24 protein-coding genes are annotated in these 24879 nt (G+C 36.5%); 15 read left to right on the forward strand and 9 right to left on the reverse strand.

What is annotated here, in order from left to right:
- The 13 genes from JZO85_RS20455 to JZO85_RS20510 form a co-directional block, all read left to right on the forward strand.
- Positions 1-1370 (forward strand): WxL domain-containing protein (locus JZO85_RS20455; RefSeq protein WP_207110370.1); only part of this gene is annotated, 1370 nt, incomplete at its 5' end.
- A 306-nt stretch (positions 1371-1676) separates the two neighbouring features.
- On the forward strand, positions 1677-2357 hold the full coding sequence (locus JZO85_RS20460; RefSeq protein WP_347401813.1) for a winged helix-turn-helix domain-containing protein: 681 nt from the start codon (positions 1677-1679) through the stop codon (positions 2355-2357).
- Between the two features lie 43 nt (positions 2358-2400).
- Positions 2401-2523 carry a hypothetical protein gene (locus JZO85_RS23375; protein WP_277988962.1) on the forward strand — a complete coding sequence of 41 codons (123 nt, stop codon included), beginning with the start codon at positions 2401-2403 and terminating at the stop codon, positions 2521-2523.
- Positions 2524-2867: 344 nt separating this feature from the next.
- Positions 2868-5186, forward strand: a complete 2319-nt coding sequence (locus tag JZO85_RS20465) for an ABC transporter permease (RefSeq protein ID WP_207110371.1) — start codon at positions 2868-2870, stop codon at positions 5184-5186.
- A 5-nt stretch (positions 5187-5191) separates the two neighbouring features.
- Positions 5192-5938, forward strand: a complete 747-nt coding sequence (locus tag JZO85_RS20470; protein WP_207110372.1) for an ABC transporter ATP-binding protein — start codon at positions 5192-5194, stop codon at positions 5936-5938.
- A gap of 103 nt (positions 5939-6041) precedes the next feature.
- On the forward strand, positions 6042-6977 hold the full coding sequence (locus JZO85_RS20475) for an ABC transporter ATP-binding protein (protein WP_207110373.1): 936 nt from the start codon (positions 6042-6044) through the stop codon (positions 6975-6977).
- Positions 6978-6998: 21 nt separating this feature from the next.
- Positions 6999-7742: an ABC transporter permease gene (locus JZO85_RS20480; RefSeq protein ID WP_207110374.1), complete on the forward strand. Its 744-nt coding sequence runs from the start codon at positions 6999-7001 to the stop codon at positions 7740-7742.
- On the forward strand, positions 7739-8704 hold the full coding sequence (locus JZO85_RS20485; protein WP_207110375.1) for an ABC transporter permease: 966 nt from the start codon (positions 7739-7741) through the stop codon (positions 8702-8704). Before JZO85_RS20480 ends, JZO85_RS20485 begins: the two co-directional genes overlap by 4 nt.
- 649 nt (positions 8705-9353) lie before the next feature.
- Entirely contained in the window at positions 9354-10205 is an 852-nt protein-coding gene (locus tag JZO85_RS20490) for a DUF6544 family protein (protein ID WP_207110376.1), read from the forward strand.
- 539 nt (positions 10206-10744) lie between these two features.
- Complete coding sequence (locus tag JZO85_RS20495) at positions 10745-11587, forward strand: hypothetical protein (protein WP_207110377.1); 843 nt, start codon at positions 10745-10747, stop codon at positions 11585-11587.
- 604 nt (positions 11588-12191) lie between these two features.
- Positions 12192-12917 (forward strand): ABC transporter ATP-binding protein, encoded by a 726-nt coding sequence (locus tag JZO85_RS20500; RefSeq protein ID WP_207110378.1) that lies wholly within the window; start codon positions 12192-12194, stop codon positions 12915-12917.
- A 1-nt stretch (position 12918) separates the two neighbouring features.
- Positions 12919-13635, forward strand: a complete 717-nt coding sequence (locus JZO85_RS20505; protein ID WP_207110379.1) for an ABC transporter permease — start codon at positions 12919-12921, stop codon at positions 13633-13635.
- A 357-nt stretch (positions 13636-13992) separates the two neighbouring features.
- The gene (locus tag JZO85_RS20510) at positions 13993-14640 is read left to right on the forward strand and encodes a GNAT family N-acetyltransferase (RefSeq protein ID WP_207110380.1); all 648 of its coding nucleotides are present in this window, start codon (positions 13993-13995) and stop codon (positions 14638-14640) included.
- Between the two features lie 256 nt (positions 14641-14896).
- Here JZO85_RS20510 and JZO85_RS20515 read toward each other — a convergent pair whose 3' ends face one another.
- From JZO85_RS20515 to JZO85_RS20525, 3 genes are all read right to left on the reverse strand, one after another.
- Positions 14897-16990: an LTA synthase family protein gene (locus JZO85_RS20515; RefSeq protein WP_207110381.1), complete on the reverse strand. Its 2094-nt coding sequence runs from the start codon at positions 16988-16990 to the stop codon at positions 14897-14899.
- Positions 16991-17379: 389 nt separating this feature from the next.
- Entirely contained in the window at positions 17380-18774 is a 1395-nt protein-coding gene (locus tag JZO85_RS20520; RefSeq protein WP_207110382.1) for an MATE family efflux transporter, read from the reverse strand.
- Positions 18771-19268, reverse strand: coding sequence for a MarR family winged helix-turn-helix transcriptional regulator (locus JZO85_RS20525; protein ID WP_207110383.1), 498 nt, complete (start codon positions 19266-19268; stop codon positions 18771-18773). The genes JZO85_RS20520 and JZO85_RS20525 overlap by 4 nt, the downstream gene beginning before the upstream one ends.
- A 373-nt stretch (positions 19269-19641) precedes the next feature.
- On the opposite strand from JZO85_RS20525, the gene JZO85_RS20530 reads away from it, so the two are divergent.
- Positions 19642-20562 carry an Rpn family recombination-promoting nuclease/putative transposase gene (locus JZO85_RS20530; RefSeq protein WP_207110384.1) on the forward strand — a complete coding sequence of 307 codons (921 nt, stop codon included), beginning with the start codon at positions 19642-19644 and terminating at the stop codon, positions 20560-20562.
- 74 nt (positions 20563-20636) lie between these two features.
- On the opposite strand, the gene JZO85_RS20535 is transcribed toward JZO85_RS20530, so the two are convergent.
- The 6 genes from JZO85_RS20535 to JZO85_RS20560 form a co-directional block, all read right to left on the reverse strand.
- Positions 20637-20729, reverse strand: coding sequence for a type I toxin-antitoxin system Fst family toxin (locus JZO85_RS20535; protein WP_207109179.1), 93 nt, complete (start codon positions 20727-20729; stop codon positions 20637-20639).
- A gap of 87 nt (positions 20730-20816) precedes the next feature.
- A complete protein-coding gene (locus tag JZO85_RS20540; RefSeq protein WP_207110385.1) occupies positions 20817-21467 on the reverse strand; it encodes a DUF2922 family protein in 651 nt (216 codons plus the stop codon).
- A 48-nt stretch (positions 21468-21515) separates the two neighbouring features.
- Positions 21516-21899: a hypothetical protein gene (locus tag JZO85_RS20545; RefSeq protein WP_207110386.1), complete on the reverse strand. Its 384-nt coding sequence runs from the start codon at positions 21897-21899 to the stop codon at positions 21516-21518.
- Between the two features lie 65 nt (positions 21900-21964).
- Entirely contained in the window at positions 21965-22177 is a 213-nt protein-coding gene (locus JZO85_RS20550; protein WP_207107137.1) for a DUF2922 family protein, read from the reverse strand.
- Positions 22178-22190: 13 nt separating this feature from the next.
- A complete protein-coding gene (locus JZO85_RS20555) occupies positions 22191-22397 on the reverse strand; it encodes a hypothetical protein (RefSeq protein WP_207110387.1) in 207 nt (68 codons plus the stop codon).
- A gap of 289 nt (positions 22398-22686) precedes the next feature.
- Positions 22687-23397, reverse strand: a complete 711-nt coding sequence (locus tag JZO85_RS20560) for a hypothetical protein (protein WP_207110388.1) — start codon at positions 23395-23397, stop codon at positions 22687-22689.
- A 547-nt stretch (positions 23398-23944) separates the two neighbouring features.
- Between JZO85_RS20560 and JZO85_RS20565 the strand changes: the two genes are divergently transcribed.
- The coding region (locus tag JZO85_RS20565) for a tyrosine-type recombinase/integrase (RefSeq protein ID WP_207110389.1) at positions 23945-24879 on the forward strand (935 nt) is incomplete at its 3' end.

The following is a 24879-nucleotide window of genomic DNA, read 5'->3' on the forward strand; positions in this document are numbered from 1 at the left end:
CGACTACGCCGGCGACGACCACGCCGACGATTACTTCTGGAAGTAAAAGTGTGAGTTTTACACTTTCCAAACTCAATGCAAAGACCAAGTACTATGTTCGGTATCGCGCCCGAAATGCTAGTAATGTTTGGTCAGCATATTCAGCCACTCGTGAGTTTAAAACAAAGGGTGTATCGTTGCAAATTTCACCTCCTGTATTTGACCAAGATACAGCAACAGCAACGAGTATCCAATTAAAAGAGGGAACATATACTGGTGATATTTCGCAAGTAGATGATGATGGTGAAGTTTTTACAGAGTCTTATAACAATGGTGGGATAGATAAAGACTGGACCAAAAAAGTGGATGATTTAGAACACACTACGACAAGAGATGGAAGCTATTCCTCTAGAACAATTTCTGGACTAACACCTGGTACCCGTTACAGAGGTTGGGTAAGACTGACAGATTACGAAGGTGATTTAACAGATTTAGTAAGCCAACAACAAGGATCTAAATATTACTATTTCTACACGAAAAACACACTATCAAATTTAAGTGTACCAACCCTAAACTCCCCAACCACTGAAAATGGAGCAACAGCGGAATTTACGTTTGACTACCAAGCAGCAGGAGATCATCCTGTTCAACCGGCTGCTGATCCGAATGATGTAAAAGTTTATTGGAGTACTGACGGTTCTTCATTTTCCGAAGTCGGTATAGATTCTGGATCTCCATCCGTAGAGAATTTTGATATTGATACAACAAGTAAAACAGTTTCTCTGAAATTGGGCAACATGAATGCCGATCAGACATATTATGTTAAATGTAGTGTCATTAATCAAGCCGGAGAATCAGAAGAAACCCCAACTTGCTCATTTACAACCAACCCCCGCCAATCAGGATTGTACATTTCAGAGACACCAAATTTCAATTTTGGAGTACAAGAGGTAAGTACTCGTTCAATTGACGCGCACTTATCTGAAATTTTTGGAACAAGTGATCTGAGTGTGAAAATGGAAAATGTCAGAATGAATTCTAATTGGTCATTTGCTGCTAGACTATCTCCTTTACAAAATCAAGATGGAAGTAATCAGCAGTTAACTGGTGCACAAATATCCTTCAACAAGCAACTTAGAAAAACAACAGATGGGGAGAGCTGGTTACCTGTTACACAGTACTTTACAGGATTATCAGAAACCTCAACGGTTCTACCAGCTGACAACTCGACAATTTCATTATGGGAGACTACAAATATAACTGAAGGGCAAGGTAAATTTAAGACGAATATTGAATTTGATTCTGTGAGACTGTTTATTCCAGGAAATATTGCTAGAAAAGGTGAACTGTATGAAGGGAAGATTGAATGGCTGATGTTGAATGAGCCTTAAAAATAGTTTTTAGTATTTACTTAAAAAAGGAATATTGAAAAAAATTTTTTTCAATATTCCTGAAAGGATGACAAACTTGGAACGATATAGTTGGATGATTATTTTAGTAATAATAGGAATTATAGGCTTAATGGCCTTTTTCTTTTTCATATTTAAAGATATGAAAAATATCCAGATACTGAACTTGTCTAAAAAAAATTACATACTGGATTATGCACTATTGCTGACAGTAGTAATTTGTATCATATTAGCCATCTATTTATATTTTGATGTACAAAAACAAATTAATTTGTTAGAGAGAATTATGTGAGGTGTTTAAAAATTAGAATACTAATACTAACCCATAATATTTTGAATGAAAAAACGATACAGAATGGGCTACAAAAGTTCAATTACGAAGTATTTGTATCCAAAACAACGCTTGATATGATGTTATGCGATACTAAACAACCTAATATCGATCTTTATCAATTAATTATTTTGAGCGAATCATTGTCTAATAAGGAGATAGAAATAATAACACCCAAGTTAAAAGATACCCATTCGATAGTTTTCAGAAAATATCTACGTGAGCCATTGGATGAAAAAAAGAATAATATGGATAGTCTGGGAATTGATAGTTGGATACACAGTGAAATAGAAATGGACGTGTTGCGTGAACTCATAAGTGAGTATAGTAATGAATGGGACACCATATTTACTAAGGAGAATGATAATTTACATTTTGAACCATTAGATCAATTAATGATTGGTTTTACGAAAAATCAAAAAAAATGTTTTCAAGTACTATATGACGCCCAATCTACGTGCATTTCACGAGAAGACCTTTGTAACTATATTTGGAATACTGGGAAAACCAAATCAAATTTAGCTCAACTATCAGTTTTAATAAAAAGCCTACGAAAAAAGCTAATAAAAAAAGGATTTCCAGCAGATATTATAGAGACTATATGGGGAAAAGGATACATTCTAAAAAGATATTACTAGATTATGGCAATAAGCGTTAATTCCATAATCAAAGGAAGAAATTGTGGATGCTATATTTGAAATAACAACAAATGTGAAAGAAGTTGCGGCTGATCAGTCAATCCCCGTGTATCAGCATTTTGTCCAAACAGATTTATTCTTATGCTTAGATAATTTTGTTGACTAGCATGTAATGGAAAACACTGATAAGCCGCAAAAGGCCTTAATGAGTCAAAAAATGCAAACAGAAATCGTATGAGAAATTTCTCTGGTATTGACGAATCTCATTAATACCGGTATTTCAGAAAGATTGCTTTAGACGAAATTTCCCTATGAAATGATTGAACTACGCGAGTACAGCATTTAATACCCGAGAGGCAGTACCAAACTATGAAATAAATAAGTAACGAAGAGCAGAGAGTTCTTTTTATTTTCAGGAACGCTTGTTACGGGTTGGAGAGGATAGATTAGTAAAATAATACAGCAGATATTTATTTAATACCTGGGAGGAAATGAAGGAGGTAGGGTTTTATGTATGGCAGGTTAATTATAAATGATATAAAAAAAAGTAAACTGGCAACGGCGGCGACAACAATTTTACTCACAATCACCACGATGATGGTTTCATTAGTAGCAATTCTTACCATCAACTTATCTGGTTCTATCGATGAGATGATGGAACGGGCAAAAACCCCGCATTTTATGCAAATGCATTCAGGCATGATCCATAAAAAACAACTAGAGGATTTCGCAAAGGTTCAAACCAATCTGGCAGATTGGCAGGTTCTTGACTTTTTGAATGTCGAAAATACTAAGTTATTTATTGCTGGAAAGCCTATGACTGACAGTATTCAAGACAATGGCTTTTCTGTTCAAAGCAAAAAATTTGATTTTCTGTTGGACAAGAATGATCAAATTATTCAACCAAAAGTCGGCGAAGTTTACTTACCGATTATTTATGAACGTGAAGGCACAGCTAAAATAGGTGATTCGTTAGAAGTAAACAGTCATAAATTGAAGATTGTGGGTTTTTTGAGGGACTCCCAGATGAACGCATCACTTTCTTCGTCAAAACGCTTCCTTGTGAATGAAAAGGATTATCAAGAATTGAAAAAATTTGGTAATGTCGAATATTTGATCGAATATCGTTTGAAAGATGTTGGCAAAATCAGTGATTTTGAGATGGCTTATATAAAAGCGGAACTTCCGGCAAATGGACCAGTATTGACTCATACGCTTTTTCGAATAATGAATGCATTATCAGATGGGATCATGATTGCGATTATTTTACTTGTCAGCTTATTAATGTTGGCGGTGGCCTTTTTATGTATTCGTTTTACATTATTATCTAAAATTGAAGATGATTATCCAGAGATCGGTGTACTAAAAGCAATTGGGTTAAGAAATTCGGATGTTAAACGTCTCTATTTAGCCAAGTATACTGTTATTGGATTTATTGGTTGTTTACTGGGGTATCTTCTTTCCTTTACATTTCGCGGTATTTTGCTGAAAAATATTCAACTTTATATGGGAGAGAGCGGAAATCAGGAGTTATCAATAACTGTCGGTTTTTTTGGGACGATTGTTCTTTTCTTTGGAATGCTATTGTATGTCAATCTAATATTACGCCGTTTCCGAAAAATCTCAGCAGTATCTGCTATTCGTTTTGGGATTTCTCAAGAAAAGATACACGGTAGCAAAGGACCTTTAATTGCTGGACGATCTTTCCCAAAAATAAATAGTTTATTAGGAATCAAGGACATACTATCACGCAAAAAAATATATTTGACCCTATTTACTGTTTTGCTGCTGACATCGTTCATATTGATCATGCCGCAAAATCTGTACAGCACAATTTCGTCTCCAAATTTTTCTCGTTATATGGGGATTGGACAATCGGATCTGCGTTTAGATATTCAACAAACAAAAAATATCCCTCAAAAGTCAGAGGATATCATGGAAAAGTTGTCTCGGGATAAAAAAATAACTAAGTCGGTTGCGTTGACAACTAAAGCTTTTTCACTGATTAAAAATAGAAAAGCAGAGGATCAATTGAAAATCGAATTAGGAGATCACACTATTTTTCCGATCAAATATGCTGAAGGAAAAGCACCAGCAAAATCTAACCAAATAGCCTTATCCAGTTCTTTATCAGATGATATTGAGAAACCACTCAATAGTACATTGACCATTAGAACATCCAATGGGACTCGCAAGCTTAAAGTTTGTGGTGTCTATTCAGATGTCACGAATGGCGGCAAGACAGCTAAAGCTACATTTGTAGATCAAGAAGCCGCCACGATGTGGTGTACGATCAGTGCTAATGTGAAAAAGAATGTTTCTGTGAGTCAAACAGCGAAAAATTATGGAAAAAAATTTTCCTATGCGAAAGTTTCTGACATTAAACATTATATGCAGCAAACATTTGGTTCAACGATTCAAACTGTTGCGGTAGGTGCGAAAGTGTCTATGATTGTTGCATTAGCCATTACTGCATTGATCGTTTTACTATTTATCAAGATGTTGTTGGCAAAAGATAGGCATGAAATAGCCATTTTACATGCATTAGGTTTTACAAGCTGTGATATTCGGAAGCAATATTTTATGAGGTCACTAGTGATCGTCGCTTTAGGGACGATTATTGGAACGGTTTTAGCGAGTATATTAGGTGGAAAAGTAGCTGGTGTTGCTATATCTATGATGGGTGTCACAACGTTTCGTTTTACGATTAATCCGCTGGTCAGCTTTATTCTTTGTCCATTGGGTATGCTGTTGGCAACGTTGATCATGACTAAGATAGCGACCGTTTCATCAAAAAAAATAAAAATCAACGATAGTATAAGGGAATGATGATGATGGAAAAAGTAATTGTTGGAACTAATATAAGAAAATCTTTTGGTCATGAAAAAGTCCTACGTAATGTATCTGTAGAAATCGAAACTGGGGAATTTATTTCAATTATGGGCCCCTCTGGATCTGGTAAGACTACCTTAATGTTCGCGTTAAGCGGGATGGATGAAATCGATGCTGGTAGTGTCCAGTTTGACGGTAAAGAGTTGGTTAGCCTCTCGGATAATGCTTTGGCGGATCTGCGAAGAGAGCAAATGGGATTTGTATTTCAACAACCGACCTTATTAAAAAATCTAAATTTATTGGATAATATCGTTTTACCTGTGCAAAAAGGCAATGAGAAAAAATCTAAAATGTTAATGGAAAAAGGACAAAAATTAATGGACCAAATGGGTATTGCGGGACTAGAGCAAAGAGATATTACACAAGTTTCTGGTGGACAATTACAACGTGCCGGCATTTGTAGAGCGTTAATGGGTAACCCGAAAATTATCTTCGGAGATGAACCTACAGGCGCACTAAACTCCAAGTCTGCTCAAGAAATCATATATATTTTATCAGAGATTAACAAGCAAGGAACTACTGTCTGCATAGTGACTCATGATGTAAAAGTCGCTGCTCAAACTCAGCGTGTCCTATTTATGAGTGATGGTCAGATCGTTAGTCAGTTGCACTTTTCAAGAGAAAGGGTTCAAAGCATAGATGAACGGATGGTAGAAGTCACAGAAAAGATGCGAGAGATTGATATTTAAAATAGTTTATCTAGAACAGAACTGCTCAATAATTATTCAATACATGCCTTGGCATTTTTTCACAGTTTTTACTTGATAAACTTAAATTAAGGGAGTCGTTTTGATGGGATCATTAATTGAGGTTAGGAATTTAGAAAAGAGCTATAAAAATAAGAAGGTAATACATGGAATCTCCTTTTCTATCTATGAAGGGGAAATTCTATGTCTTTTGGGCCCAAATGGTGCTTCAAAAAGTACAACGATAAATATCTTATGCGGCGCGCTTGGATTTGACAACGGAGAGGTAATTTGTAAAGGTATCCCGATTGATCAAAATATACAAACATTCAAACAACAACTAGGAGTGGTTCCTCAAGATTTAGCACTATATGAAGACCTCACGGCTGAAAAAAATGTCCGATTTTTCGCTTCCTTATATGGTCTAAAGGGAGAAAGATTAGAATCAGGTGTCACGTATGCCCTGACTTCGGTTGGCTTAACAGACCATAGAAAAGAAAAAGTTGCTACTTTTTCTGGAGGAATGAAGAGGCGATTAAATATTGCGTGTGCACTCGCTCATCGTCCTACACTTCTCATCATGGATGAACCAACAGTTGGGATCGATCCTCAATCAAGAAACCATATATTGAGCTCAATCAAAAAAATGCAAAAGCAAGGCATGACGGTTCTTTATACCACTCACTATATGGAAGAAGTTGAAGAAATATCTTCACGAATCATTATTATGGATCATGGGAAAATTATTGCTGAAGGGACAAAAGAGGCACTGAAAGAGAAAAATGACGAACGAAAAATCACCATTAGAATTGGCGAAGCAAGTACAATCTCATTGGATGTATTTTGTCAAATTGAAGGTATAAAAGAGGTTTCTTTAGAAAATGATGAACTGTTGATTACTTCCATTAAAGGAATTGAAAATCTGGATCATATTATTGATAAACTCCTTATTATGAAGCAAAAAATCAAAAATGTCTTTATTCAAGAAGCAAATCTAGAGACTGTCTTTTTAGATTTGACAGGTAGATCCTTAAGAGACTAAATATGTGTGGGAGGAGAAAAGATGTACCAATTATTTAGAATTATTCAACGAGATACGATTAATCTATTTACAAATCCTATGTGGGCAGTCTTCAGTTTGCTATTCCCATTTTTATTAGTTGCAACACTAGGTTTTCTGACAGAAGGTTTATACAGTAGTCAGTTTACTAGTTATGATTATTATGGTGTTACCTTAATGCTATTTTCAGTGATGTATACCGCAACTTTTTCTGCGAACAGCTTTATGGAAGAAAAAATCAAAAATGCAAATTTACGAATTGTTTATTCGCCTATTCAAGACTGGTTTATCCCATTTTCAAAAATTATTGCAGCATTTATTTTTACTACTTTTTTTTACACTGTTTCTGCTGTGATTTGTCATCTGCTATTTCAGATAAGATTTGGTAGTGAAAATAGTTTAGAAATTTGGCTTTTATGTGTAGGAATGAATTTTGTGTTCAGTTGTATTGGAGTTTTGATGTGTTGCATTTTTAAAAGTGAAGGAGTTGCTAACCAAATTATTAGTAATTTGACTGTTGCTTTAGCTGTGCTTTCAGGTTTTTTATTTCCAGTTGCCAGTTTTGGAGCAGCATTTGTCAAAATAAGCAAATGGTTGCCTACAACGAAAGTATTGCAAACTATCTTTGAAATGATTTATGACCAGAACATGTTAAACTTTTTACCAGTATTATCAATGTTATTCGTGATCGCTATTCTGATTTTGGGAGTATCACTATTTCTTTTTAATGGGGAGGAATATGTATGATCGCAATATTCAGAAATAATTGGTCCAGAACTTTGGAAAACAAAAGCAGATTTTTTGTTATGCTCGGTTTGATTATCTGTTCTATCTGTCTAGCAATTTTTGTTAGTGATAAAGATCTCTTTGCAACAAAAATCGGAGTAATTGGTGCCCCAAAGCAAGAAGTTGGTTCGAATCATATAAAAGTAGAGCATCTTACACAAAAACCTGAAAAATCCAGTCTGGCACTCGGAATGTATGATGCGATCGTTGATATGCGGAATGGGACACCAAAAATTTCAACTTTTAAAGGAAATACTTATAAAAAGGAACTAACAAAATATTTCAAAGATCCTGAAGCCATGCAGGCAGATAAAAAAAATAACGATGAGGTTGACAGTACGATTATTGGTTACATGCTAATGTTCTTATTAATGACTAGTGTGACGAACATGCATTTGTTCAGTGAAGACAAAGAAAAACATGTGATGGAACGAATCATTACCACACCAATGGGTTTTGTAAAATTATTTGTGAACTATTCGTTGTTTTCTTGGCTGTTGCTTTTTATTCCCACCTTTTTGATCGTTGGAAGTGTTTCTTTTATGGGCTTTACTGGTAAGGAACTTTCTTTGGGAGATTACTCTATATTAATCGGAGCTATTGTTTTTTTCGGAACAGCATTTTCAATTTTTAATGCTTCTCTTTTTAAAGCTGCTGATACGGCAAACATGTTTGGATCGATGATCATGATAATCACTACATTATTATCCGGGAGTTTATTTTCAATAGATAACGGTAACCAATTTTTTAGCCACTTAATCCATTGGTTACCGCAAAAACAATTTTTGGAATTGGTAAAAAATATCGAAGCAGGTCAAAGCTACGGAGACAATACTCAGCGGGGATTCTATTTGATTAGTATTAGTGCTATATTATTGACCATTGCGATTTTTAAAACACGAAAAGAGTATATTCGCAACTAAACTGAAACATACAAAGTACTTTTATATAGAAAGATTTACAAAATAGACAAAAGAAATTTAACTAACATTCTTCAGTTGAGTTTATTAATAGTGACCATAGTGAAATTTGGCATTTGATGTATTTCTTAATTGATGGTTCGTTAGTAACCATATAACTTATAAATATTAAGTTTTTCCTTATTGAGTACATTTTTTGTATTGAGCGACATTTATAAAGTAACATAAAGTCTATGTATTTGTGTATTCTATCACTCATTGTTAAATACTTTTACGCAACCGTTGAGATTTGCTGATTTTCAGGAAACCATCTTTATTGCATTATTTAGCGTAGTTTTCTCTAGTTTAATAGTAAGGATAACAACTTAAAAAAATGTGTGATTAAAGATCGATAATTAGCTGGATGATTCCATATCATGAAAAACTTCCGTATAGATGTTCGAAAAGGATCTGACAAATTTTTTCAAAAATGGGGCTCCGTATCGCCATAGGACTCGATCTTCATAAATTCGTCATACTGTACTATTACTAATGGAGACTTTAGATGGATAAAATCTATATAGTAAAAGAGTATAACGTTAAATAGGTAAGAAGTTACTCAATGTAGGATGAAATATAGATAAAAATATTAATACAAATCTAGGAAGGTTATATGAAGAAAATGAAAATAGTAATCGGTGTAATCTTTATAATCTTAGGGCTGATTGTGATCTACGAAAACATTAATTATTCGCCAGTAAAAAATATGTTCCAGCAAAAGAGAGAACGCATCCTTAAAGATAAAAATATTAAAGAGCTTGAAACTTTTTCTGAACGAGAATTGAAGGACTATCCTAAAGCTTTGAGAAAATATTTTGAAGTTTGCGGTTTTATTGGTAAATCTAAAATGACGGGTTCAGTTGCTAAATATGAAGACGTTAAATTTATTTTGAATGCACATCAAAAACCATTAAAGATATCTTATGAAAGAATTAATGATGGTTTACAACCTAATGTTTTAGCATTCATTGACACTAATATTTATGGAATACCATTTCAAGGGATTGATTCCTATTACAAAAATGAAGGGTCAATGAAAGGTGTTTTAGGAAAAGCATTCACCATTTTTGATGAATCTGGGAAAGATTTCTATATAGGAAGTTTAGTCACATATTTATCAGAATGTTTACTTGTACCAACAGCAGCACTTCAAGATTTTATCACTTGGAGAGAAATAGACGAACAAACTCTTGAAGCTAAAATAGAATATTCTGGATATGAAGTAGAAGGGATATTCTATTTCAATGGAATAGGTGAATTCGAAAGATTTACTACAAATGATCGTATAGCTATTGATTCATCGGGGATGAAAACGAAAGCTCCATGGAGTGCAATTGTGGATGATTATGTAACAGAAAATGGAATGAAGCATCCAAAACATCTTCAAGCAATTTGGCATTATGATGATGGGGATTCAATATATTTTGATGGGGAAATGAAATCCTTAACTTATCATTATAATTAGATACACATTACAATAGAAGAAAGGGTCTGTGTCAATAAAGTATCAAGACTTTTTTTGAAACCAATCCATTCTCGATTTGTTTCATGGTTTCAGGAACTCGTAGAACTAAAACCTTTTGTGTATTCTCTTAAACCATAAAAAGAAATTTTTGTGGTTTCATTAAAAAATGGGAGCAGCTATTGCGCTTGTTGTTGAGCTTGGCCTTCTGCTTGTTATGGTATAACCGATGGTTCCATGTATTATCCACTTGCGGTTACACTATCCTTCAATATATTGAAACAGTTTGATATTACAAGATGCTTATTTCGTTAATTGAGAACAACTTTTATACTAAGTGGTATTTATGTAATTAACTATCAGTCGTTAGTTCTTTGAGCTTTGTTAAATGCTTTACCACAATTAGAATGACTTTTTTTCATTATTAAATAATGCTTTTAAAATGTAGGGGCAGGAGACATATTACTATTTCGATAATAGATAGTAAAACGCTTTGTTGGTTCACTCTACACAATTAATTAATAATAATTATGGGGGATTTTATGGAAAACCGTAGTGTGCATTTTTTGCTCAAAATACTAATTTTAGGGGTAGTAACTACAATATTTCGTATTTGCTGCCAACTGTTATTACCTGAGAGTAACCAAACTATTTTGAAGCCTAGTATTTTTGTGACATCTAAAACTTTACCTATAGCATTTAGTATCCTTGCAGTTATTAGCTATAGTATATTTGCGTATCTTTTCATTTTAATGGTTGCTGATAAAAGAGTAGAAACGAGCAAAAAGAATCAAGGCTTGAAATACTCATTATCTTTATGCTTTCTTTGGTCGACTTATCTATTTGAACCATTACCTCATGCTGTATCAATCTTGCAGGACAGTATAGCATATGTAATTGTGGATAGTTTAGCACTTTTAGTAATGGGATTAGGATTAGATTTCTTTTTTAAAAGTAAAACAAATCCAAAGGGGACAGGAGCTTGGATCAAGACAATAGATGGTTTGCTGTCTAGTTTAATAGTTCCAACAGTATTCTTTTTACTCGGCCGACTATGCTTATATAATATTTTTGGAATCTATTCTTATTTTGAGGAACGTTCTTTAGTAACGATCCTTTGGTGTTTAGTAACTGGAGCGATTTCCAGTAGTGTAGTACTGTACTTGACATCTTTTGTTCAAAATAGAAAAAATAGCAGAAATCCGCTTTTTATAGGGATAACGGTTTACGCAATAAATCTATTCTTTTTTAATAGTTTTATGTTGATAGTGTTCGATTTTAATCCTTTAGATTTATTACTAAGGACTTTTATTGATATTCTAGCTATTAGTTCTGGGCTACTCATATCTGAAAAATTAAAAGAAATTTCCAATGATAGGAAATGAACATACAGAAATAAGATTCATCTTTGAATTGGGACATTAAAAAAATTTTTCGGAAAATGTAGCAAGACGAAATGGAGATTTTTATGAGGATTGGTAGACATGCCTATGTATGCTTATCAATCTTTTTGTATACAAATTCATTCCACACATTAGGTCAGCTAACGTTTATTGGTTTAGAGTCCTTCATCGTAAAAATGTTGAGCCTTAATTGAACGACAATTCCGCCATAAACAATATCCTTGTCTACTTACATTTAAAATTCAGCACAAAGATTGAACGGAATATTATTGCTGATGTTTGTGAACAAGTTTGAAATTAACTATTTCATTTTTCCTCTTTTAGCTGCTTATTTTCCTGTTGAAGAATGTAGAAATATGCTTTGTCAGGTAATCTTTTTCCTTGTCTGCTCAAAATCTTTTTTACGTATCGAAGATATTCTGAAACTCACTGAGAAACTGTTGGTCGAGAGAAGTGTACCATAGCCCTTTTTTTGAAAGTCCTGATGATATGTTTTGAAATTTTACATTATTGAAAACTCTCCACTGAACCACCATTCAATCATTTTTAGCTAGAATGAACACAGAAAAATGATTGGAGGTAAAAAATGGTTATCAAAAACAAAGCAATAGAAGTAAAAAATTTAGTTAAGACATTTGGTGAGAAACGTGTAGTTGACAAACTTAGTTTTACTGTGGAGAAAGGAACGATATTTGGATTGTTAGGTCATAATGGTGCAGGAAAATCGACGACTATCGACTGTATCTTAGGCACACAAAATTATGATTCCGCAAATATCACCTTGTTAGGCAGAGATCCAAGAAAAGAACGAAAAAAGCTCTTTCAATATGTAGGTGTCCAATTTCAAGAATCAGCCTTTCAAAATCAGTTGAAAGTCAAAGAAATCTGTGAAATCACTCATTCTTTATATAAACGACCAATTGATTGGATGAAAACACTTGATGAATTTGGTCTTTCAACAAAATTGAATGCATTTTTGGCCACATTATCAGGCGGAGAAAAACAAAAGCTATGCATTGTATTAGCGATCATGGGAAATCCAGAGATTATATTTTTAGATGAGCTGACAACGGGACTTGATCCTAAAGCGAGAAGAGAAGTTTGGCGTTACCTACTGATGCTCAAGGAAAGAGGAGTGACTATTTTCCTGACTTCACATTATATGGATGAAGTAGAAACATTATGTGATCATATTTTATTACTAAAAGATGGCAAAGAAGTAGCTAGTGGTACAGTAGCAGAAATCATAGTAGAAAGTAAAAAAGCCAATCTTGAAGAAGCCTTTCTAGGGCTTATTGGGGAGGAATATTGAGATGAAAACATTTTGGTTATTGTATAAATCAGAGGCAAAGCTGTCGATCAGAGAAATGTCTTCCATCATCTTTGGAATATTTGTTCCGATTGGTATTGTTTGTCTTATGGGATTTATGGACTCTAGTAATGATGCGTTGAATACAGCTTTTGTATCTGTATCGACAGTAGGGATTTGTTCAGCAGGTGTAATGGGGCTTCCTTTAGCATTATCCTCCTATCGCGAACGAAAAATCTTGAAAAGATATCAAGTAACTCCAATTAGCCCAATTCAATTGCTTTTGGCTCATTTACTTTTTTGCTTTACGATCAGTATTGTATCGATGCTTTTATTATTAGGCGTATTAGTTGTTTTCTTTCATTTCTCTTATGTAGGCAATTGGCTGCAATTTATTCCAGCTTATCTTCTAGTCATGATTTCAATTCATGCTATTGGTTTGATCGTTGCAAGTCTGTCTCCGAGTGAAAAGGCAACGGGTGCTATAAATTCAGCAATATTTTTTCCTATGTTCTTTTTATCAGGAGCGACAGTCCCTTATGAAATTATGCCTAAAGGATTACAGCGAGTGGCAGATATTATGCCGTTAACGCAAGGAATTAAATTGTTAAAGGCTATTACTTTTCAAGAAAAAAGTGGGATATTTTATATGGTTCTGTTATTAACAATTATTTCCATTATTGGTATTTTCATTGCAGTTCGCTATTTTAGATGGGAATAAAGGCAGTTGCACATAGCTAATTGTTAATGATGCAAAAAAAAGAATAGATAAATCTTACTGAGAGAATGATTGAAATAACTATGCTCATTTGTTACACTTATCTCGAAAATAATCGAACCATCTAAAAATGAATGGAGTATGTCTGGTGAGTGTCGCAGGTATCTAATCAATAAGCTGAATAACAAATAAACCTTGGTTTATTTGTTGTGCTTGTAGAAGCGATATCTGTCGGATAATAGGATTTTTGTAATCTTAGACGATAGTATAAAGCTATCGTCTTTTTGGTATTCACTTGGATGGTTGGATTATTTAGACAGGTATCTCTTTGTAAAAATAAATAGTACTTGGAGGAAAATAATGACTACTATTATTAGACATGAAGAAGAAAGAGATTATAGGATTGTAGAAGAAATCACGCGAGACGCATTTTGGAATTTATATTTCCCAGGAGCAGTTGAGCATTTGATTGTACACAACATTAGAAAGCATTCTGATTTTATTCCTGAATTGTCATTTGTTATTGAACTAAACAATCAAATAATCGGTAGTATTTTCTACACAAAAGCTAAAGTGATCGATAAAGACGGTGTTGAACATCCAATTATTACCTTTGGACCAGTTAGTATTTCACCGGAGTATCATCGACAAGGGTTTGGTCGGATGCTAATTGAGCATTCTCTTGCTGAAGCGAAAAGTCTAGGGTTTAATGCGATCATCCTCGGAGGATTTACGTATCATTACCACCCGTATGGATTTGTCGGCACAAAGAAATACAATATATCTATGCCTGATGGTAAATTTTATACTGGCGTTATGGCACTACCTTTATTTGAAGGAGCATTGGATGGGATAAGTGGTAGCGTCCATTTTTCAGAAGCAATGTATCCGGATGAATCATTTTTAGATGATTTTGACAAAACGTTTCCACCAAAAGAAAAGAAATTTTTAGCGCATCAGTTAGATTTTGAAAAGGCAGTAAGTGAAATCGATAATCATGAGTATTAATTGAAATATGGACAATAAATGAATTGCTTTGATAGAGAATTAGCAAAAAGAGTAGAAAGAGATTAAAACATATAAAACGTTCTTTAATTAATGAAAAATAGAGAATGATTCGAAAGTCTCCAAAAAACGAATCAGAATACAAAAGCCGAACGACTTTGCAGCTATCAAGAAAGATAGGGCATGGCCGTTCGGCTATTAAAGTTTGACAAAATTTTGTATTTTACATTTCATAGAACGTCAAGCACAAATGGCGGCTCTATTTGCTTGCTTCTTCTGCATATTCCTCATAGGATTTCGTTTTATACAGCTCTTCTGTGGAGCGTCCACCGTTTGTAGAAAAGACACTCGTTGAGTGGTCGCCCAGCTTTTTCTCAATGTTTAATAAAGTGTCCAGCGAATTTTTGTAGCTGATCTGCTCAGTTTTGACTGGATTGAGTCCGCTATGATGATAGAATCTCAGCAAGTCGCCATTGTTGATTTGATCTGAGATGGCGAGCTGCTCGTCGACCTTCTTTTTCACTTCTTTTGCTTCCTCAAATACTTCTGGCTGGCTAAAGTTTAGCAGTTCTCCGGTTTGATTATCGTAGACGTCACCTTTGTGATACGAGTAATCCTTCGAAACGAAATTTCCATTGCGGAAGGCGACCAATTGTTCTCTGTTTGACGAAAGCAAGTCATTTCCCAGCAGCATCAAATTTTCCGAATCATAGCCGATCATATTTAAAAGTGTCGGCAGCAGGTCAACCTGTCCGCCATAGGTATGGTTGACCGTTCCTTTGTCTTGTCCGGGGATATGGATGATCAACGGCACTTTTTGCGCCTGCATCGTATCAAAGGTCGTCCAATCCTCTTTGCCGAATAATTCTTTCGTCTTTTTGATTCGAGAATCCGAGATACCGTAATGATCGCCATACAAAACGATCATAGAATTTTCATAGAGCCCGCTGGCTTTTAGATAGTCAAAGAACTCCTTGATGGCAGTATCCGTGTAATTAGCTGTCGCGAAATAGCCGTCGATCGTTGAATCTCCAGTATCGACATTCGGGAAGCCGAGTTCCGTATCGGGCAGCTCAGAAAAAGGATAGTGATTGGAGACCGCGAGAAACTTCGCGTAAAAAGGCTGCTGCAGGTGTTCCATATATTTGACGGATTGTTGGAAAAAGGGCTTATCATGCAATCCGTATTGGAAGGAATTTCCATCGTTTATTTTGTAGTAGCTTGAATCAAAAAAATGCTGATAGCCAAATTTTTTATAGGTTTCATTTCGATTCCAAAAGTTTCCGGCATTCCCGTGGAAAGCGGCTGTCGTGTAGCCAAGCTTTTGGTCAAGAAGCGCAGGCGCGGCATTAAATGTATTTTTTCCACCTAATTGAGAAAAGAGTGCCCCTTGATTTAGCCCGAACAGTGAATTTTCCAATAAAGTTTCTGCGTCACTTGTTTTACCAGCTCCTACTTGATGGTAAAAATTATCGAAGCTGAAGGAGCTGTTATTATGGTATAAGCTGTTTACGAATGGCATTACTTCATGTTCTTCGTCGTTTTTATCCTTCACCTTGTAGTCAATCAGAAATTGATGGGCACTTTCTAAATGGACATAGATGATATTCTTGTCTTTTGCAATCCCAAATGTTTCCGCGTTTGTTTCTTTTGGCTGCTGTCGAAGCTTCTCCACGAGCTTTTCCATATCATTCGGACTCGCTTGAGCACGAATCTGAGAGACTTCATACGTCTTGACACCATCGTAGACAGTATAAGCGTTGATTCCTAAATATTTTACGAGATAGTCTCTGGAGAAGGTTCGAGTTAATAAACCTGGGCGGCTTGTTTCCGCCAAAATAATATTTCCAGATAGAAATAGCAAAGACGCGACCATCACTGAAAAAGCAAACCTTGCTCGAACTGGGCGAGTGTCGGAGGGTAATTTCTTTAAAAGCAACAAAACAAGTACAACGACACAGTCTAGAAAATAGAGCATGTGATGAGGCTTGAAGAGACGGATCGCACTCTCACCAAGACCATTTGCGACTTTTCCAGCACCTAAAATCGTATCAATAGTCAGAAAATCAGTAAATTCTTGGTAATAGATGACGTTCGCAAACAGCAGGATACTCAGTAATAAATAAATGAGATAGCCAGTAATATAGGCAGGGCAAGTCCGATTGATGAAGAGAAAAATCGACAAAAAAAGCATTGTTGTCGCTATGGGATTGATCAGCAGGATAAATACCTGAAGGGCATTATCCAAGCGCAAATCAAAATCAACAGAATAAGCAAATAAATTTTTTGCCCACAGTAAAATTGTCAGTAATAGGAAAAAGCCGAAGCGTGAATTCAGTTTGTGTTTAGTCAAAACAGACCTCCTAAAAGCTATGTAATTAGTTAATTGTACCGAAGACTGGACAGCTATGTAAAGGTTTTCCTAAGTGAGGTGTGATACTTAAGTAACTTTTATAATTATAATGTATAGAAAATGAGTAGTTTCAATAAAGCCCCGGCGGCATAAGCAGATTTACTCAAGCTTATTTCATCCGATATCGGTATTCGGAATGACAAGAAAATAGTCTTGTGAATGCATATTGTAGAGCCGCAAACGCATAGCTGGTTTCTTCAGCATGAAGCACATGAGAATCCGCAGCTTTGACTTGCGAAACATCAAAAAAATAAGCAGGAAGTCCTTTTGAGACTTTCCTGCTTTCATTCTTCTTTAGCAAAGAAGGGGGGCTGCATTTTTTTACCAGTCTAAGAAACCATGGTGCTGCGGCTATTGTTCGCAAGCACCTTTTTATAAAAGGTAAAGTAGAGAATAGCCGTTATGACAATTCCCGCAAACTCTCCAAGAGGAAAGGCAACCCACGCACCGGATAGCCCCACCCCTTTAATCAGGAGGTACGCTGCGGGGATCGTAATGACAAACTGTCTTACCAACGAAATAAGCAAAGAGCATTTCCCTAGAGAAAGAGCTTCAAAAACGCCAGACATGACAACACTTGCGGTGGATAGGATGAAGGTAAAGGACAAAATCCTAAGCCCCGTCACGCCCATATTTAACATCGTTGGATTTGCGTCAAACATAGATAAGAGCAGTTGAGGACACAAAAGGAAAAGCAAAGTGCCGAGCATATTTATGATCGCTATCATTTTACCAGCGGTAAATAAGGTGTCGTTTACTCGTTTATTATTTTTTGCGCCATAGTTATAGCTGATAACTGGCCGAATTCCCTGTACAATCCCATTTGCTGGCATTAGAATGAAATTTTGCAGCTTAAAGTAAATGCCAAAGAATGCTACCGCTGTCTGCGAAACAGTAGCCAGTATCGAGTTGGTTGCGGAAATCAGCAGAGATGGCAGGCATAGTGTGAGTGTGGCTGGAATGGCTAACACATAGAGCTGTTTCACTATGCCACTGCGCAAACGCATTTTTTTCAATGTGACATAAATCTCTTTTTTAGTATTGAATATCATAAGGACATAGATAAGAGCAGGTATCACCTGACCAATAACTGTGGCAATCGCCGCACCGGTCACACCCATAGTGGGAAATCCCCAAAGACCAAATATCAAAATCGGATCAAGAATGATATTGATGATAGCGCCAGCCGTTGCCATCAACATAGGAAGCAACATTTTTCCAACGGCCTGATACATCTTCTCGATTGCAATCAGAACAAATTGGCCGAATGAAAAAGTCACAGCAATCACGCCATACTGAACGCCATAGTTCAAAATGATTTCATCAGTTGTAAAGAATTTCAAAAAAGCTGGGATAAAGAAGACGCCGATAATAACAAACAATAAAGATTGAAGCAATGCGAGAGATAGGCCCACGGATGCCACAGAAGTTGCGCTGTCACGGTCTTTTGCTCCTAAATAGCGAGCACATATCGCATTGATAGCGATACCCATACCGACAGAAAAGGCTAGTGCCAGCGTTTGAAGGGGATAGATCAATGATACTGCGGTCAATGCTTTTTCACCGAGTTTTGCAACAAATATACTGTCCACAATGTTATACAGCGAACCAATCAGCATGGAGAGCATAGGCGGTAGTGACATTTTAGCAATTAAAGGAAGTATAGGAGAAGTTCCCATGCTATTTTGCTGCGGCTTAACTGCTTGTTCTTGCTTATTTCTCATAGTGAAAAATCCTCCTGAAGATTAATCATTAGACTTTCACTAACCTCCTTGGCATTTCTGAATTTACTCATTCTTGTCGTTAAATTGTTTGAATAGTTTACAAGAGAAGAAAGCAGCAATTCCCTTTCCTTACTGTCCATGTCTTCAAAAGCAGCCGTTTCCTCAGCTAAAACCAGATCAACGGTTTGTTCTGCTACTGCGACGCCTTTAGTTGTTAGAGTGATATATTTGTGTCGTTTCCCGTTGTAGTCGCCAAGTTCTATCAGTCCAGATTTTATCATGTTTTTCAGAGCAGAATGCACGGTCTGCTTAGGCCGATGTATGAAGCTGCTGACAGCTTTCTGTGTGACTTTTTCTTCAGATTGCCGCATGTAATACAATATCCAAAATGTACATTCGGATAAACCAAAAGCCTTTCCTGCCATTCGATAGAGTTCATCACGGCTGTTAAGAGTAGCATGGAACAAAAATCGAATTTCCTTTGCGTTGTTCATTTTTTACCTCCATATTAGTACGAAATCATACTAAAAAATGTTACTCATTTTTTGTACGGATGTCAATGTTTTTTCTATACTTGACCACTTATTAACAGTCAAATATCAAGCATATTGACACTGGCTACAAGCTTCATGGAATGGTGAGGAGGCTATTATTTTTTTTCATAAAAAAACCACCCCTGTAATCAAAAGATTGCAGGGGCGATTTATCCTCCAGCCGTTATGGAACACACCTAACAAAGAGCGGACCTACTTTTCGCGTATTTTATGCTAGAGGAGTTTTGATAACAGGTCATTGTCCATGCTATAATGTAGGCGAGAAAAGCCTTTCATTTTTGGAGAATGACTCTATCTGAAAGGCGGGAAAAAGTTGCAAAAATTCTTACCAACGAACGATTTACTATTTAAGAAAATGTTGACATCAGAAGATTCCTTGCACATTCTAAAAGCTTTTGTGAAGGATTTTATTGGTATTGAGTTCAAATCACTAAGACCCAAAGAAACCTACCACATTGACAGCTATAAAAAGTCTTACAAAAAAATGGAAATCATTCGAACTGAGGTAGATATTTTGGCAATATCTGAAGATGGCAGTCAGGCAACGATTGAGTGTCAAATTCAGCCTCATAAATATTTCCATGAGCGTTCATTATTTTACCTATGTGAAGCTTACCGATCTCCGTTTGGAAATGTAAAGACGAAGGAAGTAGAAAAAAAGAATAATTTTTCTAGTCTGCGACCGGCCTATGGTATCAATATTGTCGATTTTCATATATTCGATTGGAACGAGGATGCCTTGCAGTTATTTCATTTGTTTAACAAAAAAACGTGTCAACCATTCTTAAATAAAGAGGGGAAAGAGCTGTTAGTATTAGGTTTTCTCAGCTTAAAAAATGAGAATATAGACAGAAAAACAGCAGTTTATCATTGGCAATATTTTCTAAAGACTGGCGAGGTTATTGCCGATAGCCCTGAGTATATTAAAGAAGCGAAGAGAAAGACGGACTTCTTAACCTTAGAAAGTGAGGAAAAGGAAATGATTATGAATATCGAAAAATCGAAAGCCATTTCTGATGCCGTGTTTGTAACTGCTATTGAAGAAGCAAAAGAGGCCGGGATAAAGCAAGGAATAAATCAGGGAATAAAGCAAGGGCTGGAACAAGGCCGCGAGGAAGAAAGGCTTGCAATAATTATTAACTTACTTAAGAGTGGAATGACGGTCGAACAAGTATCGAAAGCTACTGGATCAGATGTTGGTCTTGTTAAGAAAATATCTGAAGAACGAGAATAATTGCTATTACCTGAGTTAAATATTTTAAATCAACACCTGCGACCAAAAATCGCAGGTGTATTTGTGTTCAGTCGTCATGGATCACGCCCATTCAACCAATGGTTGACGAGGGCGATGATCAGCCCCACAAAGAGCGGAGCGAGGACATATCGAATCAGCTCGCTCAAGGTGCATCACCTCCTCTCAAAAGTGGAGGCTGACGACAGACATGAGCGGGTAATACCTACGCGTATTTAATTAGAGAAAGGCAGAATTTAGCGGAACGTATCTGGATCGTGTGAATGGTTATCCGGGTCATCCTTGTTTCGATTTTTCCTTCGTCGAAGCCAGGTAAGAAACCTTTTTCGTGTGCTGAGTTGCTCCGTTTCCTCAGATTGCGCTGTTACAGAAGCTGTAGAGACACTGGCAGAAGGGTCATTATCATTGATTGTGTGCTTTAATCCACTTGTCTGATTTTTTATTATTAATGAAGGGTGATTACTTCTTGCTTCTGCGGGTCCTTCCAATGCCTGTTCAAGCGCCATTCTTGAGGAATTGTACAAATAGTCGTAGCTTCTTCCTGTTTTGACAGGGATTAATGATGCTGTATCTTCGGATTTTTCCAGCTTAATTGAAGAGGCAGTCATTTTCTCCTCTTTACTCGCTTCCTTAGTAGAATCCTCTGCATCATTTTTTAGATCATTCTCCACATCAAAAATATCGGTTTCGTACGTGGTGACGAACTTTGCCGTGACAACAGTATCAAATAGTTTTACGCCATTTTTTTCAAAAATATCCAATTGAGTGAGTAGTTCGCAAGCTTCTTTGATCTGTTCAACAGGCAAATCGACATTCACATTTTTATAGGTCCAGTCGTGTTCTTTTCCCAGACCATTGGTAAAGGTCGTGACTAAATCATGGGTCATTGTTCTGCATTCCTTTCTAAATTAGTTTTCTGCGTAGGTAGTTTTTTATCAAGGTTCGTTGGTTTCTGTAGGACGGACTTTTGCAATTAAGGAACGGACAAGTGAGATGGCCTTTTCGCCAAAGTTACGGACAGGGAATACTTTTGCAGCTAACGAGCGCCATTCGGGTGCCATGAAATAATCTTGGAAATAATAGAAAAATCGTTTCATTGTCCGAGTGGCCTTGGTATTCATAAAAATCTCACGGACAAGATCCTTCAGAATGAAGGCAAACTCCTCCGCACCGAGTTGAAAACGCACGCGTAACGTCAAAATATATTTGATGGTTAAGCTGCTATTTTGAGTTTGGTAATAGTATTCAGTAATTCGTTTTTCTAGTGTTTTTGGTGTTAAATTGAACAATTGTCGGCAAGTTAGTGTTTGTTCATTCATGGATCATGTCCTCCTTTTATGATTAGAGGAAGGCGGGTAGTCCGCCATTCCTCTAGTGATTGCTTTTAGAAAATAATCGTTTCAACGGTTTCGACGTACTTTGCGCTGACGACTTGGTTGAACAGCTTTTCGTCGTCCTTCTTAAACAGGCTTAACATCGTCAGGCGTTCTAAGAATCCCCGAATTTCTTCAGGCGCTTTTCCTTCGCCGGGAGTCGGGAAGCTCCATGTCTGGGAACGACCGCCGCTGGTTTTAAAAATCGCTACTAATTTTTTCATTTACGTTTTCCTCCTATTTCGTTACTCGTGATTGACTAGTGATAATCACGCCATCCAATAATGTGTCTTCGTGGTCAAGCGCTCGCATTATCTCACCTAATTCGATGATTTCTGTTTCCTTAGGTTCGTCTACGACATTTGGGAATGTCACTTTCTTTAATTTCTCTACACCAGGTACAGCGAGCTGCACTTGTAATTTGGTACTTAACTTCTGAATCATAATGTAATACCTCCATGTGTTTGTATTTGTGTACCGGCCGGTGACTACAAGATAGCTGCTTTCAAAAAAGAAAGCGAACCGCAATTTCGATGGCGCCCCCCCAATTTCGAATGTTTCGAGTAGTGAAACGTTGATTCACCGTTGAAAACATTCGAAGTTGAGGGGGTCAAAACGAAATTGAGGTTTGACATTGGTGGCTCAAAAGGAGTACACTAAAGAATTTTTCCTCGTATCGTTGGTTTCAAGAGAAAAAAGACTGGATGAAGAACTCATCCAGTCAGTAAGGGGATTAGTGCCAATTCTCCCAATCAATCTCTTGGGGCGCATCCGCTAATTCTTGATAATAATGGAGAAAGCGGGCACGTTGATAGCGGCGGTGGACCTCATATTTTCGGGTGACGAAGGTTTTGAGGAGCGGACGTTTTTTCAGACTGCGGGCAAACGAAGTATCCGGCAGGTCCAAGTAATCCATGGGCTGATCGCCATACATTGAAAAGTGGAAGTGGTCCTGCCGAATCGCTGCCAAGATCCCACAGGCGATCTCTGATCGGACCAATGCATAATACCGCTGGATCGGAATTGCCAACTTTATCCCATTGAGCAGTCCACCATAGGCATGGACATTCTCGATCTTTAGTGGATTGATCCACACACTGTTACTGCCGCCTTCCATCGGACACAGGGAAAAATAAGGGCACGCCCAGGGAAACTTATATTTGCCGAAATGACCGATATCTTGCAGGGCGGAAGAAAGAATCTTATGATCAGGAAAGCAGTGAGCGAAGGAAAATGCCTGCAGTGTCGTTAGCGGACTCTGCTCACTGATGAGGATGTCGTCTTCTGTAATGATCAATACTCCGGATCGATCCGGCATTGGAAGGATACAATCGATCTCCTCCACATCCAATGGATCAAAGGGTTCAGAAGCCCTACGGTACTCCTCCCATATCTGTCCTCTTGACCGGAAATCCAGTATTTCTCTATAGTAACTCTTCGTCATTGTAACTCCTCCTTGTAAAATAAAGCGCTTTAATTTTATGGTTCCACTAAGAATATACGATAAAACAAGGAATCAGGTATGTTGAATTTCTTTATTTTCAGAATAGAAAATCGAAAAAATGCAAAAAAGGTGTTATATATTAAGAAAATAAGAAAGGTTGTATTTTCATCTTTTTTTAAGGAATAAACACTGTTAAATGAATAAAAATAGGCATCTTCTTAATGAATGTAAGAAGATACCTCTTGTTTTTGTTTATATAGATGGTTGATTAAGTTGTTAATTTTGGATAACTTATTACATAGTTTGTCTAAAACTAAGAACAATTTTATTTCATGATACGAATAATTTAGCAAAAAAATGAATTGATTTGAATTAATTATAAAATACAGAGAAAGAATAATCAATATCTTTTATTAAAATCACGAAAAAAGAATAATTGTAATGTTTTTAGCGGAAGTGTTTTTGTGAAAATCAATTAGAAGTAAGGTCGAATGAAATTAATTCTTGATTATTTACCGTCAAATAAGCCGTCAGGAGGAGAAGAAGGATGCGCAGAGGAGAAAATATCTATAAAAGAAAAGATGGTCGTTGGGAAGGACGCTATAAAAAAGGCTATAAACCCAATCGCCAAATTAAATATGGCTACATTTATGGACGAACATTCAATGATGTACGAACAAAGCTCTATTCCATGAAAGCCTACTATCATACCCAACAAGAACTGTATGGGGATGCGTGCATTCCTTTAGAAGAATGGGGAAAGACGTGGTTAAAAGACATCCAGCAGGAAGTAAAACCCGCCACCTACAGTTCTTATGAATATAAGTTAAAGCAATATGTGTTCCCTTATATTGGAGAAACCTATCTGAACGAAATAACCGAAGAAACAGGGAAGTACTTGATCCAGCTCTGGCGAACGAAAGGGTTGGAAGTCTCTACCATGCAGGTCATTTTAAGAATCACCGTTCAATGTTTAACAGCCGCCAAACAAAGAGGCTACTTAAAAGAGCATCCCTTTCTCTCTTTAAAACTGCCAAGGAAACCCAAAAAGCCTATTCGCTCCTTGAATAAACAGGAACAACGAAAGTTGGAGAAAGTTGCCTTAGCTGAAAAGAATCAGACTGGCTTACCTACCTATTTATCCCTGCATACTGGATTGCGAATCGGTGAGATTGCCGCTCTGCGATGGAAGGATATTGATTTCGAGCGGAATATGATTACAGTGAATCAAACCTATCAACGGATAACTTTAGGAATAGACGAACAAAAAACGCAGCTACTCATTGGCTCAACCAAAACAGAATCCGGCACACGATCCGTTCCAATGGGGCAATCGCTAAAAAAGAACCTACTCAAGCATCGGCGAAATTCAAAAGGAAACTACGTGTTTTCTACGAAGGGGCATCCAATGGAACCAAGACTATTAACCTATCACTTTCATCGGATTCGAAAAAAGTGCGGGTTGGAAGACATTCACTTTCA

This window comes from Candidatus Enterococcus murrayae, from assembly GCF_017315985.1.
In the GTDB taxonomy this organism is placed as follows: domain Bacteria; phylum Bacillota; class Bacilli; order Lactobacillales; family Enterococcaceae; genus Enterococcus_A; species Enterococcus_A murrayae.